The 23258-nt window shown below is 58.3% G+C and carries 19 protein-coding genes; 6 read left to right on the top strand and 13 right to left on the bottom strand.

The genetic code is table 11. The annotated features are described in order from the left end of the window. Positions 1–293 precede the first annotated feature (293 nt). Positions 294–1406: a LacI family DNA-binding transcriptional regulator gene (locus ACTQXO_RS07925; protein WP_441545597.1), complete on the top strand. Its 1113-nt coding sequence runs from the start codon at positions 294–296 to the stop codon at positions 1404–1406. A 113-nt stretch (positions 1407–1519) separates the two neighbouring features. Here the strand turns inward: ACTQXO_RS07925 and ACTQXO_RS07920 are convergent, their stop codons facing one another. Further along, positions 1520–2170 (bottom strand): HAD family hydrolase, encoded by a 651-nt coding sequence (locus ACTQXO_RS07920; RefSeq protein WP_441064075.1) that lies wholly within the window; start codon positions 2168–2170, stop codon positions 1520–1522. 167 nt (positions 2171–2337) lie between these two features. Here ACTQXO_RS07920 and ACTQXO_RS07915 point away from each other — a divergent pair, with 167 nt between their 5' ends. Beyond that, entirely contained in the window at positions 2338–3216 is an 879-nt protein-coding gene (locus tag ACTQXO_RS07915; RefSeq protein WP_441545596.1) for a hypothetical protein, read from the top strand. Between the two features lie 295 nt (positions 3217–3511). On the opposite strand, the gene ACTQXO_RS07910 is transcribed toward ACTQXO_RS07915, so the two are convergent. Both ACTQXO_RS07910 and ACTQXO_RS07905 read right to left on the bottom strand, forming a co-directional pair. After that, the gene (locus tag ACTQXO_RS07910; protein WP_195838602.1) at positions 3512–5206 is read right to left on the bottom strand and encodes an ATP-binding protein; all 1695 of its coding nucleotides are present in this window, start codon (positions 5204–5206) and stop codon (positions 3512–3514) included. Between the two features lie 369 nt (positions 5207–5575). After that, positions 5576–6226 carry an HAD family hydrolase gene (locus ACTQXO_RS07905; protein ID WP_117734855.1) on the bottom strand — a complete coding sequence of 217 codons (651 nt, stop codon included), beginning with the start codon at positions 6224–6226 and terminating at the stop codon, positions 5576–5578. Positions 6227–6442: 216 nt separating this feature from the next. On the opposite strand from ACTQXO_RS07905, the gene ACTQXO_RS07900 reads away from it, so the two are divergent. After that, positions 6443–7420, top strand: a complete 978-nt coding sequence (locus ACTQXO_RS07900; RefSeq protein ID WP_441033295.1) for a DNA/RNA non-specific endonuclease — start codon at positions 6443–6445, stop codon at positions 7418–7420. 128 nt (positions 7421–7548) lie between these two features. Here ACTQXO_RS07900 and ACTQXO_RS07895 read toward each other — a convergent pair whose 3' ends face one another. From ACTQXO_RS07895 to ACTQXO_RS07880, 4 genes are all read right to left on the bottom strand, one after another. After that, entirely contained in the window at positions 7549–9624 is a 2076-nt protein-coding gene (locus tag ACTQXO_RS07895; protein WP_441033292.1) for an elongation factor G, read from the bottom strand. A gap of 296 nt (positions 9625–9920) precedes the next feature. Beyond that, positions 9921–10685 (bottom strand): amino acid ABC transporter ATP-binding protein, encoded by a 765-nt coding sequence (locus tag ACTQXO_RS07890; protein ID WP_441033289.1) that lies wholly within the window; start codon positions 10683–10685, stop codon positions 9921–9923. Between the two features lie 37 nt (positions 10686–10722). Beyond that, complete coding sequence (locus tag ACTQXO_RS07885; RefSeq protein WP_233502679.1) at positions 10723–11376, bottom strand: amino acid ABC transporter permease; 654 nt, start codon at positions 11374–11376, stop codon at positions 10723–10725. Positions 11377–11514: 138 nt separating this feature from the next. Then, a complete protein-coding gene (locus tag ACTQXO_RS07880; RefSeq protein WP_441033285.1) occupies positions 11515–12375 on the bottom strand; it encodes a transporter substrate-binding domain-containing protein in 861 nt (286 codons plus the stop codon). 349 nt (positions 12376–12724) lie between these two features. Here ACTQXO_RS07880 and rlmD point away from each other — a divergent pair, with 349 nt between their 5' ends. After that, complete coding sequence (rlmD, locus tag ACTQXO_RS07875; protein ID WP_441545595.1) at positions 12725–14173, top strand: 23S rRNA (uracil(1939)-C(5))-methyltransferase RlmD; 1449 nt, start codon at positions 12725–12727, stop codon at positions 14171–14173. Positions 14174–14236: 63 nt separating this feature from the next. On the opposite strand, the gene ACTQXO_RS07870 is transcribed toward rlmD, so the two are convergent. From ACTQXO_RS07870 to tilS, 5 genes are all read right to left on the bottom strand, one after another. After that, a complete protein-coding gene (locus tag ACTQXO_RS07870; protein WP_154517764.1) occupies positions 14237–15058 on the bottom strand; it encodes a phosphatase in 822 nt (273 codons plus the stop codon). 165 nt (positions 15059–15223) lie between these two features. After that, on the bottom strand, positions 15224–16408 hold the full coding sequence (locus ACTQXO_RS07865) for a pyridoxal phosphate-dependent aminotransferase (protein WP_441545594.1): 1185 nt from the start codon (positions 16406–16408) through the stop codon (positions 15224–15226). A 185-nt stretch (positions 16409–16593) separates the two neighbouring features. Continuing rightward, positions 16594–18741: an ATP-dependent zinc metalloprotease FtsH gene (gene ftsH, locus ACTQXO_RS07860; protein WP_441016580.1), complete on the bottom strand. Its 2148-nt coding sequence runs from the start codon at positions 18739–18741 to the stop codon at positions 16594–16596. 1 nt (position 18742) lies between these two features. Beyond that, positions 18743–19291 (bottom strand): hypoxanthine phosphoribosyltransferase, encoded by a 549-nt coding sequence (gene hpt, locus ACTQXO_RS07855; protein WP_154517754.1) that lies wholly within the window; start codon positions 19289–19291, stop codon positions 18743–18745. A 148-nt stretch (positions 19292–19439) separates the two neighbouring features. Further along, entirely contained in the window at positions 19440–20978 is a 1539-nt protein-coding gene (gene tilS, locus ACTQXO_RS07850) for a tRNA lysidine(34) synthetase TilS (protein WP_195838600.1), read from the bottom strand. Positions 20979–21026: 48 nt separating this feature from the next. Between tilS and ACTQXO_RS07845 the strand changes: the two genes are divergently transcribed. Further along, positions 21027–21836: an MBL fold metallo-hydrolase gene (locus ACTQXO_RS07845; RefSeq protein ID WP_441545593.1), complete on the top strand. Its 810-nt coding sequence runs from the start codon at positions 21027–21029 to the stop codon at positions 21834–21836. An 80-nt stretch (positions 21837–21916) separates the two neighbouring features. On the opposite strand, the gene ACTQXO_RS07840 is transcribed toward ACTQXO_RS07845, so the two are convergent. Next, positions 21917–22348, bottom strand: a complete 432-nt coding sequence (locus ACTQXO_RS07840) for an Hsp20 family protein (RefSeq protein ID WP_427728790.1) — start codon at positions 22346–22348, stop codon at positions 21917–21919. 274 nt (positions 22349–22622) lie between these two features. On the opposite strand from ACTQXO_RS07840, the gene ACTQXO_RS07835 reads away from it, so the two are divergent. Then, positions 22623–23093: a hypothetical protein gene (locus tag ACTQXO_RS07835; protein WP_441033664.1), complete on the top strand. Its 471-nt coding sequence runs from the start codon at positions 22623–22625 to the stop codon at positions 23091–23093. The last annotated feature ends 165 nt before the right edge of the window (positions 23094–23258 follow it).

Genomic DNA, 23258 nt, shown 5'->3' with positions numbered 1-23258 from the left:
CCACGCACAAGGGGCGCTGAGACGTATAACGTTCGAGTATTGTACTCACGCAAGCGCAAGCTGATATACCAGAAGTGGTATCTCAACTTAGATACCACCCGATGCACACACGTTCAGCCGGTCCAAACCACCACAAAGGTGCCTGTCCCCTTCGTGGTGGTCGCGTTGGCAATAGCGTTTCCCCAGATAAAACCTGCCTAAATAAACCTGTCCCTAATTGGCAGGTTTTGACACCCTAGGGACGGGCGATGCTACAATCTGGCTTGTACTTGAAACGCATCAAAGGGGCCGCTATGGCAAAGGTAAAAATCAGCGACGTCGCGCGCGAGGCAGGGGTCTCGCTGGGCACGGTATCCAACGCGCTCAACCATCCCGAAAAGCTGCGCCCCGAGACCCTCAAACTCATCAACGAGACCATCAATCGCCTTGGCTACCTGCCCAACCAAAGCGCCCGCCAGCTCGCAGGAGGCACCACCAAGTCCTTTGGCCTGGTCCTCCCCCGTCTCGACCACGGCTTCTCGCTCCAAATTGCCAGCGGTGCCCACAACGAGGCCCGCAAGCACGGTTACGACCTGCTTATCGCCAACGCCGATAACGACGACATCCTCGAAGACCACTACCTGCGCTATTTTATGGGCACGCAGATGTCCGGCGTCATGGTTCAGCCCATGGCATCCCCCGATTGGCACCCCGCCATGACCAAGATGCCCGTGCCGATTGTCCATCTGGACATCCACTGTTCCGAGCCCGGTTACTACGTGGCCGCCGATAACGAGGCACAGGGGCGCATTATCGCCGAGCTCGCCATTGCCCGCGGCGCACGCCATATCACCGTTGTGGGCAGAGCGGCATTTATGCAGCTCACCCTGCGCGTGCTTGGCATTCACAAGGCCCTCGCCCTTCATCCCGACATCAAAATTGAGGTCATTGACGCCGGAGAATGGAATACCGCTGCCGACGGTTACGGCATCGGCGCCCAGATTGCCGAGCGCTCTGCTGACGAGCGTCCGGATTTTGTCATCGGCCTAACCGACGTATTGGCCTCGGGTGTTATCTCGGCGTTGATCGACAAAGGCATCTCCGTCCCCAAGCAAGTTCGCGTGGCCGGCTGCGACGGTAACCCGCTTGCATGGAGCGGGTCGGTCCCGCTCACCACGGTAGCACCGCCTGGCTACGAAATCGGCCGCAAGGGCGTGCAGCTGCTCGTGGAGCAAATCGAGAACAAGGCGCCGACAAAAACCAAACGCGTCCGTATCGGCTCCGCCGCACGCACCGTCACCGAGGCCACAGCCGCCGAGGACATCAACCGTCAGGAACTCGTGCGGCCGTTCCTGCTCGAGCGCGCCAGTACCCAGGCGAGCAGCCAAGCCGAAGCCACCGCCATCAACCTGGGCGCGTATCTATAGCACGTCGACCAGTATGCCAAAACGCAGCTTAAGCAAAAGAGGCCCGGCCATTGCCGGACCCCTTATGCTTAAGCGTAAATGTGGGCAATTGCCCGTTTCAACGCCGCAGCTGTCTAGCGCACAGCCTTGACCGCCGCCGTCAGGTCGAACAGCGTATCGAGCACGGCCTCGCAGCCATCCACCACGTCCTGCGGCAGCGGCACAATGTCGGGGACGGCAAAGACATGGCAGCCGGCCGTAATACCCGAGACGCAGCCGTTGCGTGAATCCTCGACCACGGCGCATTCCTCGGGGGCGAAGCCCGCGCGCTCGCAAGCAAGCAGATACATCTCGGGGTCGGGCTTGCCGTGCACGACGTCCTCGCCGCAGGTCACCGTCTCAAACTTGTCAAAAAGGCCGACCATCTTAAGGTTGCGCTCGGCCGTAGCGAGGCGCGACGACGTCGCTAGACCCACGTGATAGCCCGCAGCCAGCAGCTCGCCTATGCACTCGGCGGCACCGGCCTTAAGCTCCAAATCGGTCTTGACCATCTCGTCGCGAATCTCCTTGTGGCGAACATAGATCGCCTCGGTGGTTTCATGGCTGCCGTAATGCTTATCAAGGATGTCCATGACATCGGGCAGAGTGCGGCCGATAAACTGATGGATCAGCGCATCATCAATCGCGACCCCCAGCTCGGCAGCGCCCGCCTTCCATGCCTTGATGCCCAAACGCTCGGTATCGACCAGCGTTCCGTCCATGTCAAAAATTACAGTCTTGATCATATCGGTCCCCTCACCGGATTGCATTACGGCCACTCTAGCGCACTTTACAAACTTGTATATAACGTATATAGCATATTGCACTATCGTTACATAGGCAAAAGTCATATGACGAGCAGTCCGATAGGATTATAGTTTTCGACCGAGTACTCAATGGTAAGGATTGTTTTATGCTTTCAGACACTACCGCACCTGCAAAGGAGCTTCAGGACAAACTCGCGGCGCTCGAACAGCTGCTTTTGGCATACGGACGCGTCGCCATCGGCTTTTCCGGTGGCGTCGACAGCAGCTTTTTGGCCGCGGTCTGCGCCCGCATCATGCCTGCCAGCACGCTTCTCGTTCACCTCACCACGCCGCTCATCGGCACGCCCGAACAGACCTCGTTTGAGCGATCCGTTGACAGGCAAACCAATGAGGGACCGCATTTTAAGCTCCCCGTGCTCAATCTTTCGGTCGATCAGTTGCAGCTCCCCCAAGTAGCCTGCAACGACGCCAACCGTTGCTACCACTGCAAGCACGCCGGCTTTACCGCCATCGTCAACCACGCTAAGTCGCTCGGCTTTCCCACCGTCATCGATGGCAGCAATGCAAGCGATCGCGGTGACTACCGTCCCGGCATGCGCGCTGCCAAAGAGCTCGGCGTACGCTCCCCTCTTATGGAGGTCGGCTTTACCAAGGACGAAGAGCGCGAGCTGCTGCGCGCATGGGGCTATCCCGTTTGGAACCTGCCGGCGGGAGCCTGTCTTGCCACGCGCGTCCCCACAGGCGAGGAGCTTACGCACGAGAAGGTCGATTTAATCCGCGCCTGCGAGGACTACCTGCACGATCTTGGTCTGTCGCAGGTACGCGCGCGCTTGGTCGGCGGCCGCATGCGTATCGAGGCCGCTCACGCAGATGTCGCCAAAATTGCCGCCCTCGGCGGTGCTACCGTCAATGCCGAGGGCAAGACCCCGCTGCCCGCCGCCATCGAGTCCGCGCTGCGCGAGCTGGGCTGCGCCCACATCTCCCCCGAAGTCACCCCCTACATCCACGGCAATATGAACCTTTAGGTTACGCCGTTTTACAAACGGCGTAACTGCTCGGCGCTGCGCGGGCTCCGGGCACGGCAATCTGACGTTCAACTTCACGGGCGCGACCAAAAGGTCAGCGCCCGCTTGTTTCACGTCACCTTACCGCACCCGGAGCCCGCTCGCTCGCATATGCTCAACCTGCACTGCGTTAACTGACCTGCCAAAAAGGGGCAGGTTTGTTTTAGCAGGTATTATCTGGGGAAATATCACGAGGCAGTCGCCCCTCTAGCACCCATCTACTTCGAGAGACCCAAGAGAGGCGACTCAGCCGCATCTACCTCTTCCGATAGCGGCGGTTGCGGCTCGTCGATGAACCCATTACTTCAATGAGTCCTTTATCCGCCATTTTTGGCAGATGGTAACGGACGGACGAAATCTTAACCCCCGATGCAACCGCTATTTCTCGCGCCGTCATATCCATTCCGGCGCTGAGAGCCTCCAGGATCCTATCCGCCGTCGAAGCTGACAATTCTCTGCTCATATCGATAATTTCAAACGTGTCTTTGCCACATTTTGACAGGACATGTTTATCGACAAGGCCCCCGCAGATCAGGCGAATGTCATCCGAATCCCACTTCAAAGCCTCTCGTATTTTTTGAACATCGCATACGCACCCATGCTCCCGCATAAACATGAGCAATGTTTCCTCGCGATGCGTCAGTTCGGTGTCCACATGGCCCTGAATCCACATGCGGTTTTCAGCAAGCTCCGCCCCGTGCCGGGAAAGCAGCACCGTAAACGAATCGGCCTTAACGATAAATTTCGGCCTGCCAAGCGAACGAGACTCCATCTCGCGAATCATAGCCGGGATGCCAGATCCCTGACTTTCCGCAACAGCCCCCTCAGCATGCTCTAACGGCGTCGCCCCCATCAGACTCATGAGCTTTGGGTTTCGGCAGCGCGATTCCCCGTCCGCAAGATTGTCCACCGTCTTTCCGCCCCAAAGCCCGCCGGGGTTTTTGATCTCTATTCTGTCTGGGTAGATATCGACGCTCACGGCCTGCCCCACAAACATGGGCGAATACTCTCGATGGATGCAGGCATTCGCCAAGGCCTCGCGCAAAACCTCCTGGGGTACTTCCCAATCTTCCCTTCTACCAGCGCCTCGCACTATCGCCGCTTTGCGCAAGTTTCGTCCGATCGCAGCGAGGGCATCTTCGATGCAAGCCGGAATCGGGCCATCGCACAACTGGCGGTCAATAAACCGGGGTTGCCCAGGAGCAGATTTTTCCACATCGGAATGAACGGCGACATCGATCATCAGCTTAGGATAGAACTGCTGGGGGTAGATTCCCGCCGACAGCAGCCCCGCGAGCTTCACAGCTCCATCCTTTGTAGTGATATTGAGTCTGGCCAGCTGCTTTTCCAGCGTATCGGCCCCGCGCAAAACGCGCGGGGTCTGCAGCCGGCGATTTGCGATAATGGACCGCACGACATCTGGATCCAAATCCTCGACTGTTGCCTCCGAAACCACCGTACCGTCTGCATCGCTCGGAAGCAACGCACTCTGTAGCTCATATAGCTCAGCGGGCGACATCTTGATATCTTTATCATCCACGCGCTTGTAGCTACCGTTCTGCACGCCGCGCGCGCCGATATAGCATGGCTTCGCTTTGAGCTCAAGTTCAAAGATGCGCACCAGAAGTACCTGGAGCCCGTCGACCTCGCCTCGATCAAGCTCATACCGTGGCGCATGGGTCACCACCGCCGCTGAGCCTCCGTCTCCGATACCCGAAACAAACTGGTCGCGCACCCTGTCGATAGCAAAGTTGGCAGAAGGAACAAATCCTTCGGCTTCGTTCAGGCCCAAAATAATGAGCCCGCCCGCAGTGTTCGCAAAAGCACTCACTGTCTCCCATACGTCTGCACTCAATTTATTCGTGCAGGCTTTAACTTCTACCGATGCGTCATCGGTCCCCCGCCTGCGAAGGCGCTCAACGATAAGGCCAAGAGGTTCATCCAACAGCATTGGCATTCCGTCTCTCTAAAACAATAGATTTATCTCTCTAAAGCTTAGTATATCTCTCTAACTTTAGAGAGATGAGCACCTTCTTTTAGAGAGAAATTTAGAGAGATGTATCGAATTCACTGCTAGATTACCTAAGGCCATCTCTCTAACCGACGTTCTCTTTAGAGAGACGTTTAGAGAGACGAGCGCATCTCTCTAACCATGGGCTCCGCTCTTTAAAGCGTACACATCCCAACCGTGCCATAAGTTGCGGCGGGCATTACCCCGCCAACCCGCCAAAAGAGGACGGGTTTATTTTGGCAGGTTTTATCTGGGAAAACGCAAGCGGGGCCACGCCGAAGCCACCGTCATCAGCCTCGGCGCATACCTTTAGCGCACGGCCCTGACCGCCGCCGTCAGATCGAACAGCGTATCGAGCACGGCCTCGCAGCCGTCCGCCACGTCCTGCGGCAACGGCACGATATCGGGAACGGCAAAGACATGGCAGCCGGCCGTGATGCCTGAGACGCAGCCGTTGCGTGAGTCCTCGACCACGGCGCATTCCTCGGGAGCAAAGCCCGCGCGATCGCAGGCGAGCAGGTAGATCTCGGGATCGGGCTTGCCGTTCAGGGTATCCTCGTTGCAGGTCACCGTCTCAAACCTATCAAAGAGGCCGACCGTCTTAAGGTTGCGCTCGGCCGCAACGCGGCGCGACGACGTCGCAAGGCCCACGTGATAGCCCGCAGCCAGCAGTTCGTCCAGGCACTCGGCGGCGCCGGCCTTAAGCTCCAGATCGGTCTTGACCATCTCGTCGAGAGCATCCCTGTAGTGGGCTTCGACCGTCTCGACGATTTCGCGGCTGCCGTAATGCTCCTCAAGGATGTCCCTGACATCAGGCATCGAGCGACCGATAAACTGATGGACCAGCGCATCATCAATCGCAATCCCCAGCTCGGCAGCGCCCACCTTCCATGCCCTCACGTCCAAACGCTCGGTATCGACCAACGTTCCGTCCATGTCAAAAATGACAGCCTTGATCATATCGGTCCCTTCATCGGCTTGCACGGCCTTCGTTACCGTCACTCTACCGCGCTTTACAGCTTGTATATAACGTATATATCATATTTGGCTTTCGCTACATGAATCAATAGCCTACCAAAAAGGGGCAGGTTTATTTTGGCAGGTTTTATCTGGGAAACGACCTGCGGCGTCTCCTGCTAGACTGGTAGATTCGCAACCGACTAACCAGGAGCCCCCATGTCGCGCAAGTCCGCCTACAAGCAAGTACTTTCCATCGGCACCGCCGTGGTGCTGGGATTTGCGCTGTTCACGGGATCACTCGACGGGGCGCCCAGACTGCTCTCGCCGCAAAGCGATGAGCAGGCGTCAGCTCTGGCCGAGAAGCAAAGCGAGAGCCCCAGCCGCACTGACGACGAGGAAGACTTGGTCGCCCGCCTCGAATCGGGAACGGCAAGCTCCACGGATTCCGAAGGCGGCCAAAGCACCGGCGATGGCTCCGAATCCACCACGACCGGCACCGTTGACGATGTCTCTTCGAACGCCACCCCCATCGACGAGGTGGAAAACCCCGATCTCGCCCGCGCCCGCGGTGTTTATCTCAGCAGTATTCCCGACTACGCCGGCAACCCCTACGTTGCCCTTCGCGCCGACAGCACGCACCCGTTGGGCATGCCGTCGTTCACGCTCGACGAGTATGAGCGTGCCACCGAAGAGGGCTGCTTTAAGAAATTCTCCAAGCTCGACAGCCTGGGCCGCACTCGCAAGGCGCTCGCCTGCGTAGGCCCCGAGTCGCTCGGACAGGGAAAGCGCGGCGATATCTCGCGTATCCATCCTGCCGGTTGGCACCAGCAGCGCTACGACTTTATTCCAGGCCAGAGCCTCTACAACCGCTGCCACCTCATCGCCTGGTCGCTCTGCGGCGAAAACGCCAACCGCAAGAATCTCCTCACCGGCACGCGTTATCTCAACGAAACGGGCATGCTGCCATTTGAGGAGCAGATTCTCGGCTACATCCGCGAGACAGGCAACCATGTGCTTTACCGTGTCACGCCTATGTACAACGAAGAGGAACTCGTCTGCCGTGGCGTGCGTCTTGAGGCGCAATCGGTCGAGGACCACGGCAAGACCCTGTGCTTCCACGTGTACTGCTACAACCTGCAGCCGCATGTGCAGATCGACTACGCTACCGGCCGCAATCAGACCTCGGGAGACTAGGGCCGGCCAAGCTGCCCCAAAACTTAAAATGAACCGTTTTCCTCCATCCCCCAGGGATCAAAAAGGGCCGCCTGGATTGCCCAGAGCGGCCCTTGCATCGGCATGTATGTTACAGGCAACGCCCAACGCTACTTGGCACGGCCCTCCTCATAGCGCTCGACCAGCTTGGCCTGAACGTCATAAGGCACCTGCTCATAGCCCGCAGGCTTCATGGTAAAGTCGCCCGTGCCGCGCGTGATGGAGCGCAGACGCGTCGAGTAATCCGTCAGCTCGGCGAGAGGCGCCTGAGCGATGACCACGGTGTCTCCGCGCTCATCGGTCTCCATACCCGTCACGCGACCGCGCGAGGCCGAGATGTCGCCCATCACGGCGCCGGCGTAGCTCTCGGGAATAGTCACCGTGATTTCCTCGATGGGCTCCAGCACCACCGGGTCGGCGTCGGCGCATGCCTTGCGCAGGCCGATGCGAGCCGCCGCGCGGAACGCCATCTCGTTGGAGTCGACGCTGTGATACGAGCCGTCGTACACAGCCACGCGAATGCCCGTAAGCGGGTAGCCGGCAATGATGCCGTCCTTCATGGTCTCCTGAACGCCCTTGTCCACGGCGGGAATGAGCGAGCGCGGAATGCGGCCGCCTACGACCTCGTCCACAAACTCATAGCCGTCGCTCGTACCGTCGGGCCCAATGAGCGGCTCTACGCGCAGCCAGCAGTCACCATACTGTCCGGCGCCGCCGGTCTGCTTCTTGTGGCGGCCCTGGGCAGTTGCCGTGCGGCGAATGGTCTCGCGATACGGGATGCGAATCGGCACGCTCTTGGCCGCGACCTTGGTACGGTCCTCAAGACGATTGAGCAGGACCGAAACCTGCGCCTCGCCCACCGCCGAAATGATGGTCTGGCCGGTCTCCTCGTCGCGGTCGATGCTCATGGTCGGATCGGCCTTGCATGCCTTCTCGATAAACGTGTAGAGCTTCTCTTCGTCGCCGCGGTTCTCGGCCTCGATGGCGATGCGGTACTGCGAGTTGGGGAACTTAAACGCCGCAGCCTCGACCTTGCCGGTAATCGAGAGCGTATCGCCCGTCTCGGCCGCCAGCTTGGGCGCCACGATGATATCGCCGGCATAGGCGTGACCGACCTCGGTCATGTCGCGGCCGCACATCACATACAGGTGAGCCAGACGATCGCTCTTGCGGGTGCGCGCGTTGATCAGCTCAAGGCCCGGCTCAAGCGTGCCCGTCAGCACCTTGATGAAGCTGATGCGACCCTGCTGAGGATCGGCCAGGGTCTTAAACACAAACGCCACCGGGCGGTCATCATCGCTCGAGATCTTGAGCGAATCACCGTCGATGAGCGGCATTTCACCATAGTCGGTCGGCGCCGGGAAGTACGTGGCGATGTCGTCCATCAGCGAGTTGACGCCCTGCTCCTTAATGCAATCGCCCGCAAAGACCGGCACAAAGATACGCTCGGCGATCGCCTTCGACAGCAGGCCTTCAAGCTCCTCCTGCGTCAGCGTCTCATCGCCTTCCAAGTACTTCATCATCAGTTCGTCGTCAGCCTCGGACACCAGCTCGCACAGATGGTCATGGGCCTCCTCGGCCTGGGCACGATACTCCTCGGGAATCTCCGACTCAACGGCTTCGGCGCCGTTGCAATGGCGCGCCTTCATGCGCACCAGGTCGATGATGCCGTCAAAGTCCTCGCCCTCGCCCCAGGGAAGGGTCACGGCGCCCAGGCGCGTGCCAAAGCGCTCCTGCAGCAGGTCCATCGTGGTCGCAAAGCTGGCCTCGGAGCGCGACAGGCGGTTTACGAACACCGCACGCGCCAGACGCAGGTCCTCGGCGGCATACCAGAGCTTAACCGTCGTAGGCTGCGGGCCGGCCTCGGCGTCGACCACAAACAGAGCCGTCTCGCAGACGCTCATCGCGGCAAAGGCGTCGCCGATAAAATCGGGGTAGCACGGGGCATCGAGCACATTGATGCGCGCACCCTTCCAGTCGATCGGCGCAATGGTCGTCGAGATGGAAAACGCACGCTTGACCTCTTCGGGGTCATAGTCGAGCGTGGGCTTGGTGCCGTCGTGGCCGCCCAGGCGGGCGGTCTTGCCGGAAAGGTGGAGCATGGCCTCGGCGAGTGAAGTCTTGCCCACCCCACCTTGGCCTACGAGCACCACGTTCCTTACATTACCGGTCTTGGGAGCACCCATAATGACCTCCTTGCAGGGCCGCGCGCAATGCGCGACGCCAACGGGGAGAGTTCGCGGTCGATGCCGTCCCGGGAGCAGCATGGTCGGCAGCCGATCCGGCTCACCCTCCAAATGTCCTATGCCACCACCCTACCCTCGCGGGCGACTGTCCATGCACACCTTTCGGCGCACGTATGAATACGGGCGGCGAGAGGAGGGGCAAACGCCTGAGGCGGTTATTAAGCCCCATCGGCGCAAATAAAAACCGCCGCAGGCCATAAGACCTGCAGCGGTTTCGCCTCAATGTCTACTTGAGCCTAGCCCTCGATACGGCTCAGGAACTCGCGCGTGCGCTGTTCGCGCGGATGGCCGATAACCTGCTCGGCAGGACCCTCCTCTACAATGCGACCGCCGTCCATAAAGACCACGCGATCAGCAACATCGCGCGCAAACTGCATCGCATGGGTCACGATCACCATCGTCATATTCTGCGCGGCAAGGTCTTTAATGACACGCAGCACCTCGGCCGTTAGCTCGGGATCGAGTGCCGAGGTCGGCTCATCGAAGAACAAGATCTCTGGATCGAGCGCCAAGGCGCGCGCAATACTCACACGTTGCTGCTGACCGCCCGAAAGCTCGCATGGCACCTTGTTCTCGTTGCCCGTAAGCCCCATCTGCGCGATCAACTCACGCGCACGTGCTTCGACCTGCTCGCGCGGGCGCTTGAGCACGCGGACCGGAGCGTCGGTAATGTTTTTCATCACGGTATAGTGCGGGAACAAATTGTAGTTCTGAAACACCAGGCCAAAGCGCGAGCGCGCCTGCTTGGGCACATCGCCTTTCGCATACACCGTGCCCGATCCCGCATCCGTCGCAACGGCTAGATCACCAAACGAAAGCGAGCCGCCGTCAAGCGTCTCGAGCAGCGTGGCGCAGCGCAACAGCGTTGACTTACCGCCGCCCGAAGGTCCGATAATCGCCACGACCTCGCCACGCTTTACCTCGAGCGAGATATCCTTGAGCACCTCATTGCCACCAAACGCCTTGCGCGCGCTCGTTATATTCATTACCGTTCCGGACACGGGAACCTCCATGTGTTGAAAAGCACGACGGAACAGGCTAGTCGTGGTAGTAGTCAAGTCGCTTTTCGGCGGCGCCCAGCAGCATCTCGACCACAAAGTTAAAGACCCAGTAGATCAGTGCCGCAATCGCAAACGGCACCATGCTCACTTGCGAGGCAACCAGTGCCTTGGCCGTCGAGAACATCTCCCCCACGCCGATGGCAAACGCCAGCGACGTGTCCTTGACCAGCGTGATGATTTCGTTGCCCATCGCCGGCAAAATGCGCTTGGCGACCTGCGGCATCACAATGTACAAAAACGTCTGCAGGCGTGAGTAACCCAGCACCTCGGCGGCCTCATATTGACCACGCGGGATAGACTGCAAACCCGAGCGATAGATCTCGGCAAAGTAGCCGGCATAGTTGATGATGAATGCCACGACGCACGCTGTCCACTTGGAATCGGGCGTGAGCGAAATACCAAAGACATAATACGGAGCAAAGTAGATGGCAAACATCTGCAGCATGAGCGGCGTACCGCGCATGACCGAAATGTAGATGCGCGCAATCCAACGCAGCGGCGCGATTTTGCTCATGCGCATGAACGCCACGGGAATTCCCAAGGGAATCGAGCCCAACAGCGTGAGCACAAACAACTGCAAACTGACCAAGAAACCCTGGCCAAGCATCTGCATCATGACCTGAATAGACAACCCAAGCTCTCTTTCACAGCAACAGAACAGCAGGTGTTAATTGAAATAGGCACAGTGCCCAAGATTGCGAGCGACAAGCCCGACGAAGCGTACTTTGGTACGCGAGGAGGGTTGGAGCCGCAAGGTTGGGTGCTGTGGCTATTTCAAAACCCAGTTGTCGAAGGATAGACCGTAGCTCGCATACTTGTCGCACAGGTCCTTGACTGTACCGTCCTCATAGAGCGCCTTGAGCGACTCGGTCACGGCGTCGGCCGACTTGGTGTCGCCCTTTTTAAAGCCAACGGCGTAGTGCTCGCTGGACAGCGGCTTGTCAAGTTGCGTATAGGCATCGGGCTTGGCGGCAAGCTGATACTGGGCGATCGAAAGGTCGCAAGCCACCGCATCGACCGCGCCGCTCTCGAGCTGCATAAAAGCCGTGTTGTACTCGCCGATGGTATCGAGCGTGGCAAACGTCGCCGCCAGATCCTTCTGGTCACCCTCTAGCACATCCTGCGCGGCAGAATCGGTCTGGGTAATCACGGTCTTGCCGGCAAGGTCGTCCCAACTCTTGATGCCCGCATCCTTCTTGACCACCAGCACCTGCTCATTGAGCATGTACGGCTCGGAGAACGTGTAGTCGTCCTCGCGGCCCTCCATGGTAAAGCCGTTCCAGATGCAGTTGATGGCGCCCGAGTTGAGCAGCGTATCCTTGGCGTCCCAGTCGATGGCCTCGTACTTGACCTCCCAGCCCTGCTTATCGGCAACTGCCTTGGCCAAATCGAGATCAAAGCCGGTGTACTCGCCATCGTCGGCCACAAAGCCATACGGAGGATAGGACTTGTCAAAGCCCACCACGAGCTTCTTAGACTCCACAGCGCCCTTGGCGTCCTTTGCCGCAGCAGAGCCGGCAGTGGAACCCTTGTCGGCACCACCGCCGCAGCCGACAAGACCAAGGCCAAGCACCGTGGCGAGCGAGCCGGCTAGACCTACAAACTGACGACGAGACATATCGGTATTCATGGTATTCCCCCTTGATGGCACTTTAGTTAAGTAAAGTGATTCATGTAACGTCCAGAATCATACACTTTACCTTGATAGAGTACAAGGGAGAAGTTGCCCGGCGCGGGCGGGGAGCGGCGCGTAATTAAGTTTCCTGCTCTACAGTCCTGCGCAAGACGGAAAGCACATTAAGTGCTTTCCTTTGCGTGCGGAACTCGCGATAAACTTAATTACGCGCCGCTCCCCGCCCGCGCCGGGCAAACGTCGTTGGACTTATCACTAACGTGAAGTGGACGCTTGTATATCGTCTGCTAGCCTGGCACGGTACAATGCTTTCAGATTTCAATTTATAAATTAGTGGGGTTACTTCATGGCAGAATCTCGTGCGGAGCGTAAGGCTCGTCGTGCTTTGATCGAGGCGGCTGAGGGGTCGGAGGAGAAAAAATCTTCCAAGAAATCCAAGTCGTCTCAGGATGCGAAGGGCAGGTCAGCCAAAGGCAAGGCTAAGGCCAAGCGCCCCAGCTTTCGTCGGGGCGAGGATAAGGCGCCTCAAGCTCGTTCCAAGCGCTCGCATAATGAGTCGTCCCGGTCCGCTCATAAGGCCGTTGATCCCAAGTCGCCCTGTTCCATCATGAAAGCTTGCGGTGGATGCACGGCGCTCAACAGGCCTTATAAGAAGCAGCTGGCGGCCAAGCAGGCTGCTATGGATGAACTTTTTGCTGCTCTTTGCGAGCGTGAGGGCATAACCGTCGATCCCATTCGCGGTATGGACGTTACTCTGGGCGACCCGGGCAAATATCCTGCGCCGCGTGGTTTTCGCCATAAGGCCGCCACTCCCTTTGCCCCCGGCAAAGGGGGCGCTGTCCGCTGCGGCTTTTTTGAGCGCGGCACGCACAGAATCGTCGCTGTTCCCGAATGCCCCGTCGAGGCACCGGGAGCCCGTCAGATTCTTAACGGCATTGCGCGTGAGGCCGAGCGCCTGCACATTCCCGCCTTTAACGAGGACAAGCATCTGGGCCTGCTTCGCTATGCCGTCGTTCGCTGCGGCTGGCGCACCGACCAGATCATGATCACCCTCGTTACCGCCCAGCGCGACCTGCCGCATGCGCAGGAATTCTTTGAGGCCATCGCCGCACTCGATCCGCGTATCGTCACCGTCGCCCAAAACATCAACGGACGCCCTGGCAACGCCATCCTGGGTGAGGAAACCCACATCGTGTATGGCGCTGAATGCATGCGCGACCAGCTACTCGGCTGCGAGTTCGATATCTCCCCCACCGCGTTCTACCAGACCAACCCGCAGCAGACCGAGCTGCTCTACCAGCTCGCTATCGACGGTATGGATCTGCACCAGGGCGATGTTCTCATGGATGCCTACTGCGGCAGCGGCACCATCGGTCTTTGCGCAGCTAAAGAAGCTCAGAACAAGGGCATCGGTATCATGTTACTTGGCGTGGAGCGCAACCCGGCGGGCATTGCCGACGCACGCCGCAACGCCGAGCTCAACGGTCTTACCCGCAGCGCCTGGTTTATGGCCGACGATGCCACCGACTACATCCTAGATGCCGCCGACAACAACGAGCGCATCGACGTCCTTTCCATCGATCCGCCGCGTGCCGGCTCTACCCCCGAGTTCCTCGAAGCCGCCTGCGCGCTTAGACCTCGCCGCATCACCTATATCAGCTGCAATCCCGTGACCCAAGAGCGTGACCTGCACCAGCTCCTCGACGGTGGTTATCGCCTGCTCAAGATCACGCCCGTCGACATGTTCCCCCATACCGACCACACCGAAACTGTAGCGGTCCTCGAGCGCCGCTAATCCACCGGTACAAGAAGGGGGCGACCCGTCTGGACCGCCCCCTTACTTGGTTTATGAACTCCGCTACATCCTCTTGCGCAGGTCACACACGCCGGCTGCCGCCATCTCGCGCAGTAGCGTCTCGCGGTCGCGCGTCACGATCAAATCCAGCGGAAAGTGAATCTCGTCGAGCATCTTGCGCGCTTGGTCGAGCTTACCAATTGCCATACCAATGTGCGCATCGGTCGAGACGCCAATTCCCACGCCCAGCTCGGCGCACCGCTCGGCAATCTTGCGGCACACGTCCCAATGCTCGGCATCCGCGCCATGCTCAAGACTGTGATTGTTGATCTCGATGATCTTGTGCTTAGCCTTAGCAGCAAGCAACACCTCGTCGATATCGAACGGCACGCCCGATCGACCCGTATGCCCCAGCATAAACACCTTGGGGTGCTCCAGAGCATTGATATACATCTCGGTCGTCTGGGCCAGCGTCGCGCCTTCAGCGAACTGCGGATTATGCACGCTTGCAACCAAATAATCCAAATTACGCGTAACCCGATCGAACAGCGAATGCTGACGGCTGTACGAATCGCCGGCAATATCGAGCGTGACAGGAGTGTCCTCGCCAAACAGGCTTCCGTCCAGCGAAACGATATCGGCCTCGGCGCCACGCAGCACCAACACGCCGCTCCAAATGCGCGGCCATATATCCTGGTTGATAAAGAACTGGTAACTGCGCAGGTCATTGGGGCAAGCCGTAACCATAGAGCTCAGATGGTCGGCAGATCCAAGCACCTGCAGGCCACGCTCTGCCGCCCAGTACACATTCTCCTCAATAGTCGAATATGCATGCGCAGAGAACATCGTATGGGTATGAATGTCACAGGAAAGCAGGTAGGGCATCAGGTCTCCTTATCCGGTATGGCCGTCGCGTATATTCATTGTACGCATAGCCTTCGATAGTCGTAAAACCGCTCCATCCCAAAGACACAACGTCCATGACAACGGGGTCCGGTTTAACACCAAACCCCGTTTCACGTAAAACATTGTAGGCAGAGCGCTCTGCTTTTAACGAAACTCGTCCGCCAACTGTTTCCAAGCGGGTAGCGAATTGATAATCGTTTCGTAACTCACGCAATAACCCAAGCGGAACCAACCCGGCATGCCAAAGCTATCCGAAGGCACCGCGAGCAACTCGTACTTCTTTGCACGCTCGCAAAAAGCGTTTGCGTCGGGCTCGAGCGCCTTCACCCACAGATAGAAAGCGCCGTCCGGCTCAACGTAGGTGTAGCCGTACTCCGCCAATGCGTCGGTGAGCGCCGTTCGGTTGCGAGCATAGGCTTCGACATCACTCGGCTCATCGATGCAGTCGATAATCACGCGCTGGAAGAGCGCCGGTGCGCACACAAAACCCAGTGTACGGGCGGCACCGGCGACGGCCGGCATAAGGCGAGCAGCCTGCGGATTGGTGTTGGGAACCAAGATCCAGCCCACACGCTCACCCGGCAGCGACAGCGACTTGGAATACGAATAGCACACGACGGTGTTCTCGTAGATTGAGGGTACCCAGGGCACCTCGGCACCGTACACGATCTCGCGGTACGGCTCATCCGAGATGAGCATAATCGGATTCTCGGGATCACGCTTGGCATTGACCTCGCGCAGAATATTGGCCAGTCGCGTCAGCGTGTCGCGCGTATATACGGCACCGGTCGGGTTGTTGGGCGAGTCGATAATGACGGCCGCCGTCTTATCAGTAATCGCCTTGAGCACGTTGCCCACACTCAACTGGAACGTGTCTTCATCGGCGGGTGCCTCGACACACGTACAGCCGGCCTTCTCAATCCACACGCGATACTCCGGAAAGTACGGGGCGATAACAATGACCTCGTCACCGGGATTGGTAACAGCGTTGAGCGTGCAGGTGAGCGAAGCCGCCGCACCCACGGTCATAAAGACATCTTTACCCTCATAGCTCGTGCCAAAACGACGGTTGAGCGACTCGGCCACAGCGACACGACATTGCGGCAGGCCTGGTGCGGGCGTGTATCCGTGCAGTTGGTCGCTCGGCAGCTCCAAGGCCTTTTTGATGGACTCCGCCACGGCAGCGGGCGCCGGAACACTCGGGTTGCCCAGCGAAAAATCGAATACGTTCTCCGCACCGATCTGTGCCTTGCGTTCAAGTCCATAGCTAAAGATCTCGCGGATGATAGAGCTTTCCGCGCCGCGAGCAAACATGGTTTCGTTGATCATCTGTTCCCCTTTCGCATAGGCGGTATTGTACGCTTTAGTCAAGCAAAGTACCGCAGCAATGTTAATTGGGGACAGACTTAAATGCGTGAAAACGCTCATTTAAGTCTGTCCCCAATCAACAGATGGCCCCATATCGCTCAAAAAAGCCTCCACAAGTTTCCCCGCGGAGGCTCTCACGACAAAGATTACTCGTCGGCCTCGGTGTCGCCATCGGCCTTTTTTGTGTCAGCAGCCTCGACATCGTCAGCGCTATCGGATGCGACTTCGGCATCTTCCTGCATGGCCGCCTGCGCAAAAGCTGCGGCATCAGCTGCCAGCTCCTCCTCGCTCATACGAGGCGTGCGCTTTTTGGTCGGCACGCCGCCCGCCTTGGCGTTGCGCTCCTCCTTGGCTGCCAGAATGTCGCCCTCGCGCTCAAGGTAGGCATCCCAGTCGTTGTCGAGCAGGGCGTTCACGGCGTCGCCTTCGACGGTCTCGCGCTCAAGCAGCACCTTCGCCATCAGATCGAGCTGATCGCGACGGGCATCCAAAATCTCAACAGCACGGCGATGGGCCTCACGCATGATGCGCTGAACCTCGATATCGATGCGGCGCGCCGTCTCCTCGGAGTAATCCTGGTGATCGGCATAATCGCGACCAAGGAACACCTGATGCTGCGCCTCGCCAAACACTTGCGTGCCCAGCTCCTCGCTCATGCCCAAACGCGTAACCATCTCGCGCGCCATCTTGGTCGCGCGCTCCAGATCGTTGCTCGCGCCCGATGTAATGTCATCGCACATGAGCTCCTCGGCAACGCGACCGCCCAAGAACACGGCAAGCTCGTCGAGCATCTCGTTCTTGGTCTTGAGGAAGTGATCCTCCTGCGGAAGCTGCAGCGTATAGCCCAGAGCCTGACCGCGGCTGACAATCGAAATCTTGTGAACCGGATCGGAGTGCTCCAGGATGTGACCCACCAGAGCATGACCGCTCTCGTGGTAGGCAATCGTGGTGCGCTCGGCTTCGGTCATCACGCGCCCCTTGCGCTGCGGTCCTGCAATCACGCGCTCCATCGATTCTTCGACCTCGTCCATCGAGATCACGGAGCGATGACGGCGAGCGGCAAGCAGCGCGGACTCGTTGAGCAGGTTTGCCAGATCGGCACCGGTAAAGCCAACGGTCATCTGGGCGAGCTTCTCAAACTTAACGTCCTCATCCATTGGCTTGTTCTCGGCATGCACGCGCAAGATCTGCTCGCGCCCCTTCACATCCGGGCGGTCGACCGTAACCTGGCGGTCAAAACGACCGGGGCGCAGCAATGCCGGATCCAGAATATCGGGGCGGTTGGTCGCGGCGATCAGGATGACCGATTCGCTTTCCTCAAAACCGTCCATTTCGACCAGCAGCTGGTTGAGCGTCTGCTCGCGCTCGTCGTGACCGCCGCCCAGACCGGCTCCGCGCTGACGTCCCACGGCATCGATCTCGTCAATGAAGATGATCGACGGAGCCTGAGACTTGGCCTCCTTAAAGAGGTCGCGCACGCGGCTGGCGCCGACGCCCACGAACATCTCGACAAAGTCAGAGCCCGAGATGCTAAAGAACGGGACACCGGCCTCTCCGGCAACGGCCTTGGCCAGTAACGTCTTACCGGTACCCGGAGGGCCCACCAGCAAAACGCCGCGCGGGATCTTGGCACCCAGCTTGCGATAACGGTCCGGATCGCTCAAGAAATCGCGAATCTCTTCGAGCTCCTCAACAGCCTCGTCCACGCCGGCAACGTCTTCGAACTTGACCTTGGGACGCGTAGCCTCGTTGGTCTTGGCGTTGGTCTTGCCAAACTGCATGTTCCTATTATTGGCGCCCATCATCTGGCGCATAAAGTAGAACATGATGGCGATCAGGGCAATCGTCGGCAGTACGCTCATCGCCAAGTCGCCCCAAAAATCGGGGTCGTTGGTGTTGACGATGTACTTAGTGTCGGGATGCTCCGCCATGAGCTCGGCAAGCGAATCGGAGCCGACATAGCTCGAGGAAAAGCTCTTGAGCTCACTCGTGTCGCCCTTGTCCTTTTTCGCCTTCCAGTAATGACCCGTCACGCTTCCGTCCTGAACCGTATAGGTCAGATCTTCGACGCGATCCTGCTTGATGGCGCTCACCATCTCGCTCGTCGCGAGCTTAACGGTATTGCTGGAGCTGGCAAAGCCGGAGCCCATATTAAAGAAGGCGTAGCCCAGAAGTGCGCAAGCCAAAAGAAAATACAGCCAGCCCGTACGTGTGGGTTTCTTGCCTCCGGGCATCCCCGGAATCTTAGGGTCCCGGGGTGTCTGGGAATTGTAGTCGTTACGGTCGTCGGGCATCTTACGAATAAACCTCCGGTTTCAAAATGCCCAGATACGGAAGGTTACGATAGCGCTCGGCATAGTCGAGGCCGTAGCCCACCACAAAGGCATCGGGGCAATGGGTTCCAACATACTTGGGCGTAATGGCCGAGATGCGATCCTCAACGTCCTTCCACAGGAAGGCGGCGACCTCCAGAGAAGCGGGCTTGCGGCTCTCAAGGTTCTTCATCAGATACTTGAGCGTCAGGCCCGAGTCCAGAATGTCTTCAACGATCAGCACGTCACGACCGCGGATATCGATATCAAGGTCTTTAATGATACGCACGATGCCCGAGGACTTCACACCGTCGCCATAGCTCGAAACGGCCATGAAATCGATATTGGTCGGCAGCTCGATCTTGCGCATCAGGTCGCCCATAAAGACCACGGCGCCGCGCAAGACCGCAATCAGCACCAGATCCTTACCCGCGTAGTCGCGCGTAATCTCCTCGCCCAGGCGAGAGACGATACCGTCGATATCCTCCTGCGTAAACAGAACCTTCTCGATATCCGGATGTTGAGAAGCCATGACAACCCTTTCTTGTGCTTAATCGCCCACACACCGCCGTATGGACGCGAACTACACATTCTAGCAGCGCACGGGGTATATTTTCCAGCCCGTGCACCATCAGCGCGGGAATACCGTCAACGCCGCACAGAAAAACTGGTGCGAGGGGCTAATCCGCGTCAACCACGCGAAGCAGATAGGCCACACGCGTCGCCGCCGTGCACTTAAAGCGTTCGTCCGCGCGAACTCCGGCGACCCACACCACGACACCCCCCGGTGCCGTCCTTACCATGGGCACGCCGGTGCGCTCGGAAACGGGAATACGAGCCTCGCACAACAAGTCGGACACCTTCTTGCTTCGGCCACTCATGCCTAACGGGCACATCACGTCTCCCGGCGCGGGACCGTCCACCCACAGGCGCGCCAATCGCGCCTCGGCAGGAACCTCGCCGCGCGAGCCCGCCAAGATCCGCTCGCTATCGCTGTTGGCAAAACCCAGGGCGGCCGCGTCCACCAAAGCTGCCACTTCCCCAGCAGCCGCAAACTCACGGGCGCGGCGCACGATATCGCATCCCGGCTCAACGGCTATCGCTTCTGTGACCAGCATACGTCCCCCGCCCAACGACATACGGCCGGGTATGGTAATCCAGTCCGCAACCAAGCCCTCACGAGCCGCCGGTGCCTTAAACGCCAGCATGCCAAACTCAACACGTGCGTCAATCCCCGCCGGAAGCGTAACCGAACCCGCACCCTCGGCAACACAGGAGAGGACTCGCTCCACATGGCGCATCTCTGGGCGAGCGTCCGGATCGATGCGTTTAATCGCCAGTCGCACGATGCGCCGCGCGATTACCACCTCGGCCGCAGCAAGGCGTCTGGCATCGAGCACCAGCGCGCCCGCTGCCTCTTTGCGCAGGCAGCTTCGAAACGCCTGTGCCGACAACTGGGATAGAAACGCATCCTCATCACCCAAGATCTCACAGGCGGCACCAATCGTCTTGCACACGCTCGCATTACGCTGCGCCAGCACTGGCATTACCCGGTGGCGAACGTAGTTTCGCAGATACGAGATATCTTCGTTGGTCTCGTCCTCGCGCCACGGCTGACCATGCACCTGCAGATAGCCCACAAGCTCGCCATGAGTTAGGTCGAGCAAGGGGCGTACCACAATATTCCTTCGGCGGGGAATGCTCGAGAGCCCAGCAGGGCCCGACCCCTTAATGGCGTTCATCAAAAATGTTTCCGCGCGGTCTGAAGAGGTATGGGCAGTACAGATGCGCGCCGCCGTTCTCGGCACCCCCATCTTGGCACAAAGCTCGCGAACATACCTTCGCGCCGCGGCATAACGCACCTCGCGCGCAGCCGCCTCGATATTGCCCGACTCCTCATCAAAATAGGCGTGCTCCACGCACAGCGGCAAGCCATATTGTGCGCAGAGCTCGCGCACAAAGGCCTCGTCGCCGTCGGATGCCTTGCCTCGCAGGTGATGGTTTACATGAAGCACATGTAGGCGCTCGCGAGCAATGGGGGCAACGCCGCGTCCATCTTGGATATCCAGCTTTGATGTGCACGCCATAAGAAGCAGTGCCGTCGAGTCCGCACCGCCTGATACCATGAGCACCACAGGAGCAGCCTGCTGCCTCGTCCGGGTCTCATCGACTGCCCCGGGTACGGCATGGTGTCCGTAATGCTGTGATACCGTTGGCATTCGCTTCCTCCTCTATTCGTCAGCACTCATTGTATCCTTTGGAATCTTATGTCTCGCCTGCACCTTCATATCCTCGGCAGCGGCTCTAAAGGCAACTGCGCACTCATCGAGGGCCCGCAGGGGCTCATTATGGTCGATAACGGACTTTCCCGCCGCGAAACGCTCAAACGCATGGCCGAGCTCGGCCTTTCGGCAGACGACGTGTCCGCCCTTGTTGTCACCCATGAGCACAGCGACCACATTAAGGGGCTTGAGGTGTGGTGTAAACATTGGAACGGACCGGTCTTTTCCAGCAGGGGCACGCTCGCATCAAAGGAAAGCCTCGCACATCTGTCTGTTGAGGAATTCGACCCAGGTGACGCCCTCTCTATTGCCGGGGTCCACATTCAAACGTATTCGACATCGCACGACGTCGTCAATCCTGTCGGCTACCGTTTTGATGCCCAGGGTGATTCGGTTGGCTTTGCCACCGACACCGGCGAGTTGTCGAAGCATGCCATCGATACGCTCAAGGACTGTCGCATTCTCGCGCTCGAAAGCAACCACGATGTAGCCATGCTGCGTCAAGGAGACTATCCTCGCTTTCTTCAGGAGCGCATCCTGTCTGCAAAAGGGCATCTCTCCAACGATCAGGCCGCCGATGCCGCACGCGCGCTGGTAACCGATCGCACCGAGCAGCTTATCGCGATGCACATTAGCCAAGACAACAATCGCCCAAGCCTTACCGTCAAAAGCTACGCAAGCTCACTTGGGGCAACACTCGACAACGAGCTTGGTAGCACCGCCACCCGCGTTGAGGGGCCACATAAACTCACAATACGTCCCGCCGGGCAATATCGGCCCATGACCATTCAGTAGGCCGTCTCAAATAGAAAAGGGGGCCGGGAATCGCTTCCCAGCCCCCTTAACTCAGGCACCGATGTTAATGGCCGATAACGTTAGTCGATGAAAATCTTCGTAACGTTCTTCTTCTCGACAATCTTAGGAACCGTAACGGTAAGGATGCCGTCAGCATACTTTGCAGAAAGTCCCTCGCTCGAAGCATCCTTCAGGTACACACCGCGCGTCGCGCTGTAAGAGCAAAACTCCTTCTGCAGGTAGTTCTTGTCCTTGTTCTCTTCGCTCTCCTCAACATTCACGCTAATGGAAAGACGACCCTCATTGAGCTCAACGTCGATGTCGTCCTTCGCGACGCCGGTCAAATAAGCCTTGACCTCGTAACCGTCGCCCTTGTCCTCAACATCAACGGGAAACGCCTTGGAGGCGATCGAGTTGTTTGCCAGATCGGTCATATCATCAAACAGATCGAACAACGAGCTAGCAGAGGGACGAACACCAAAAACCGAACGATAAGGAACCATGCTTGCCATGACTACCACTCCTTTAAGGGACTGCCGAGCCATCTTCTAGGTGGCAGGGACTTCTTTTGACGCTTTAATATATGCCCATCCATTTCTTATATATACATTTTGATATAAAGTTTTTTGAGTCTCTATCTATAAGCATATCTAAGTCTATGTGACTAAGGTTTAATGAGGTCAAGCTTCTTTGAACCGTGCCTTAAATACCAAATGTGCCCTAGCTAAACAAAGCTGGGGCTTACAATGAGCGTATACACAATATTAATGACAACCTAAGGGCATCATGGACGATCAAGCCTCCGACAATTCGTATGATCAGATGCAGAACGATAAATCAACCTATCCGCAGACCATACGCTACCATCGTCCCCATATTTCCCAAGAGCCTATTGACGATACAGAGCCTGAATATGTAACTCGCAATCGTTATCAAACCCTTGAAGAATCTCAATCAGGTCGCAGGCATATGGGTGTCGCCTCGAGCGATCCGGTGTATCTCAAAGATGCCCCCTTATCCAAAAACAGCGCATGCAGCCAGGAGCAAACACAAACACCCACGAAGCAACATCGTAGAGGGCCCCGTCCCAAGCAAACTCTAACGCATTCCGCCCGCTATCTCGAGACGCCTAAGCAGGGGAAATCGATATTTACATCGTCAAACAGACGGCGCAAACAGCACCGTCTCCAAATCGCGCTCTTAATCATCGCCATCGTGGCAATCGCGCTGGTCATTCATTTTGTTTTCTTCAAATAGAGCAGGCTTTTAAGCCATAGAGGCGTTTAGACCATATCAATCAAACGCAAAAAAGGGGAGGCCGCGAGGCCTCCCCCTTCCCAGTCCAAGCGCACGGCTCGGTGCCGTCCACCGGTCAGCGGCGCCCTGGCCTCCCACGGGCTGGCCCCGCAGTACTCTCGGCGC

Source organism: Collinsella sp. LCP19S3_D5 (assembly GCF_052121415.1).
Taxonomy (GTDB): domain Bacteria; phylum Actinomycetota; class Coriobacteriia; order Coriobacteriales; family Coriobacteriaceae; genus Collinsella.
The sequence above is the reverse complement of the archived record's forward strand: the minus strand, read 5'-3'. Positions and strand labels throughout refer to the sequence as shown.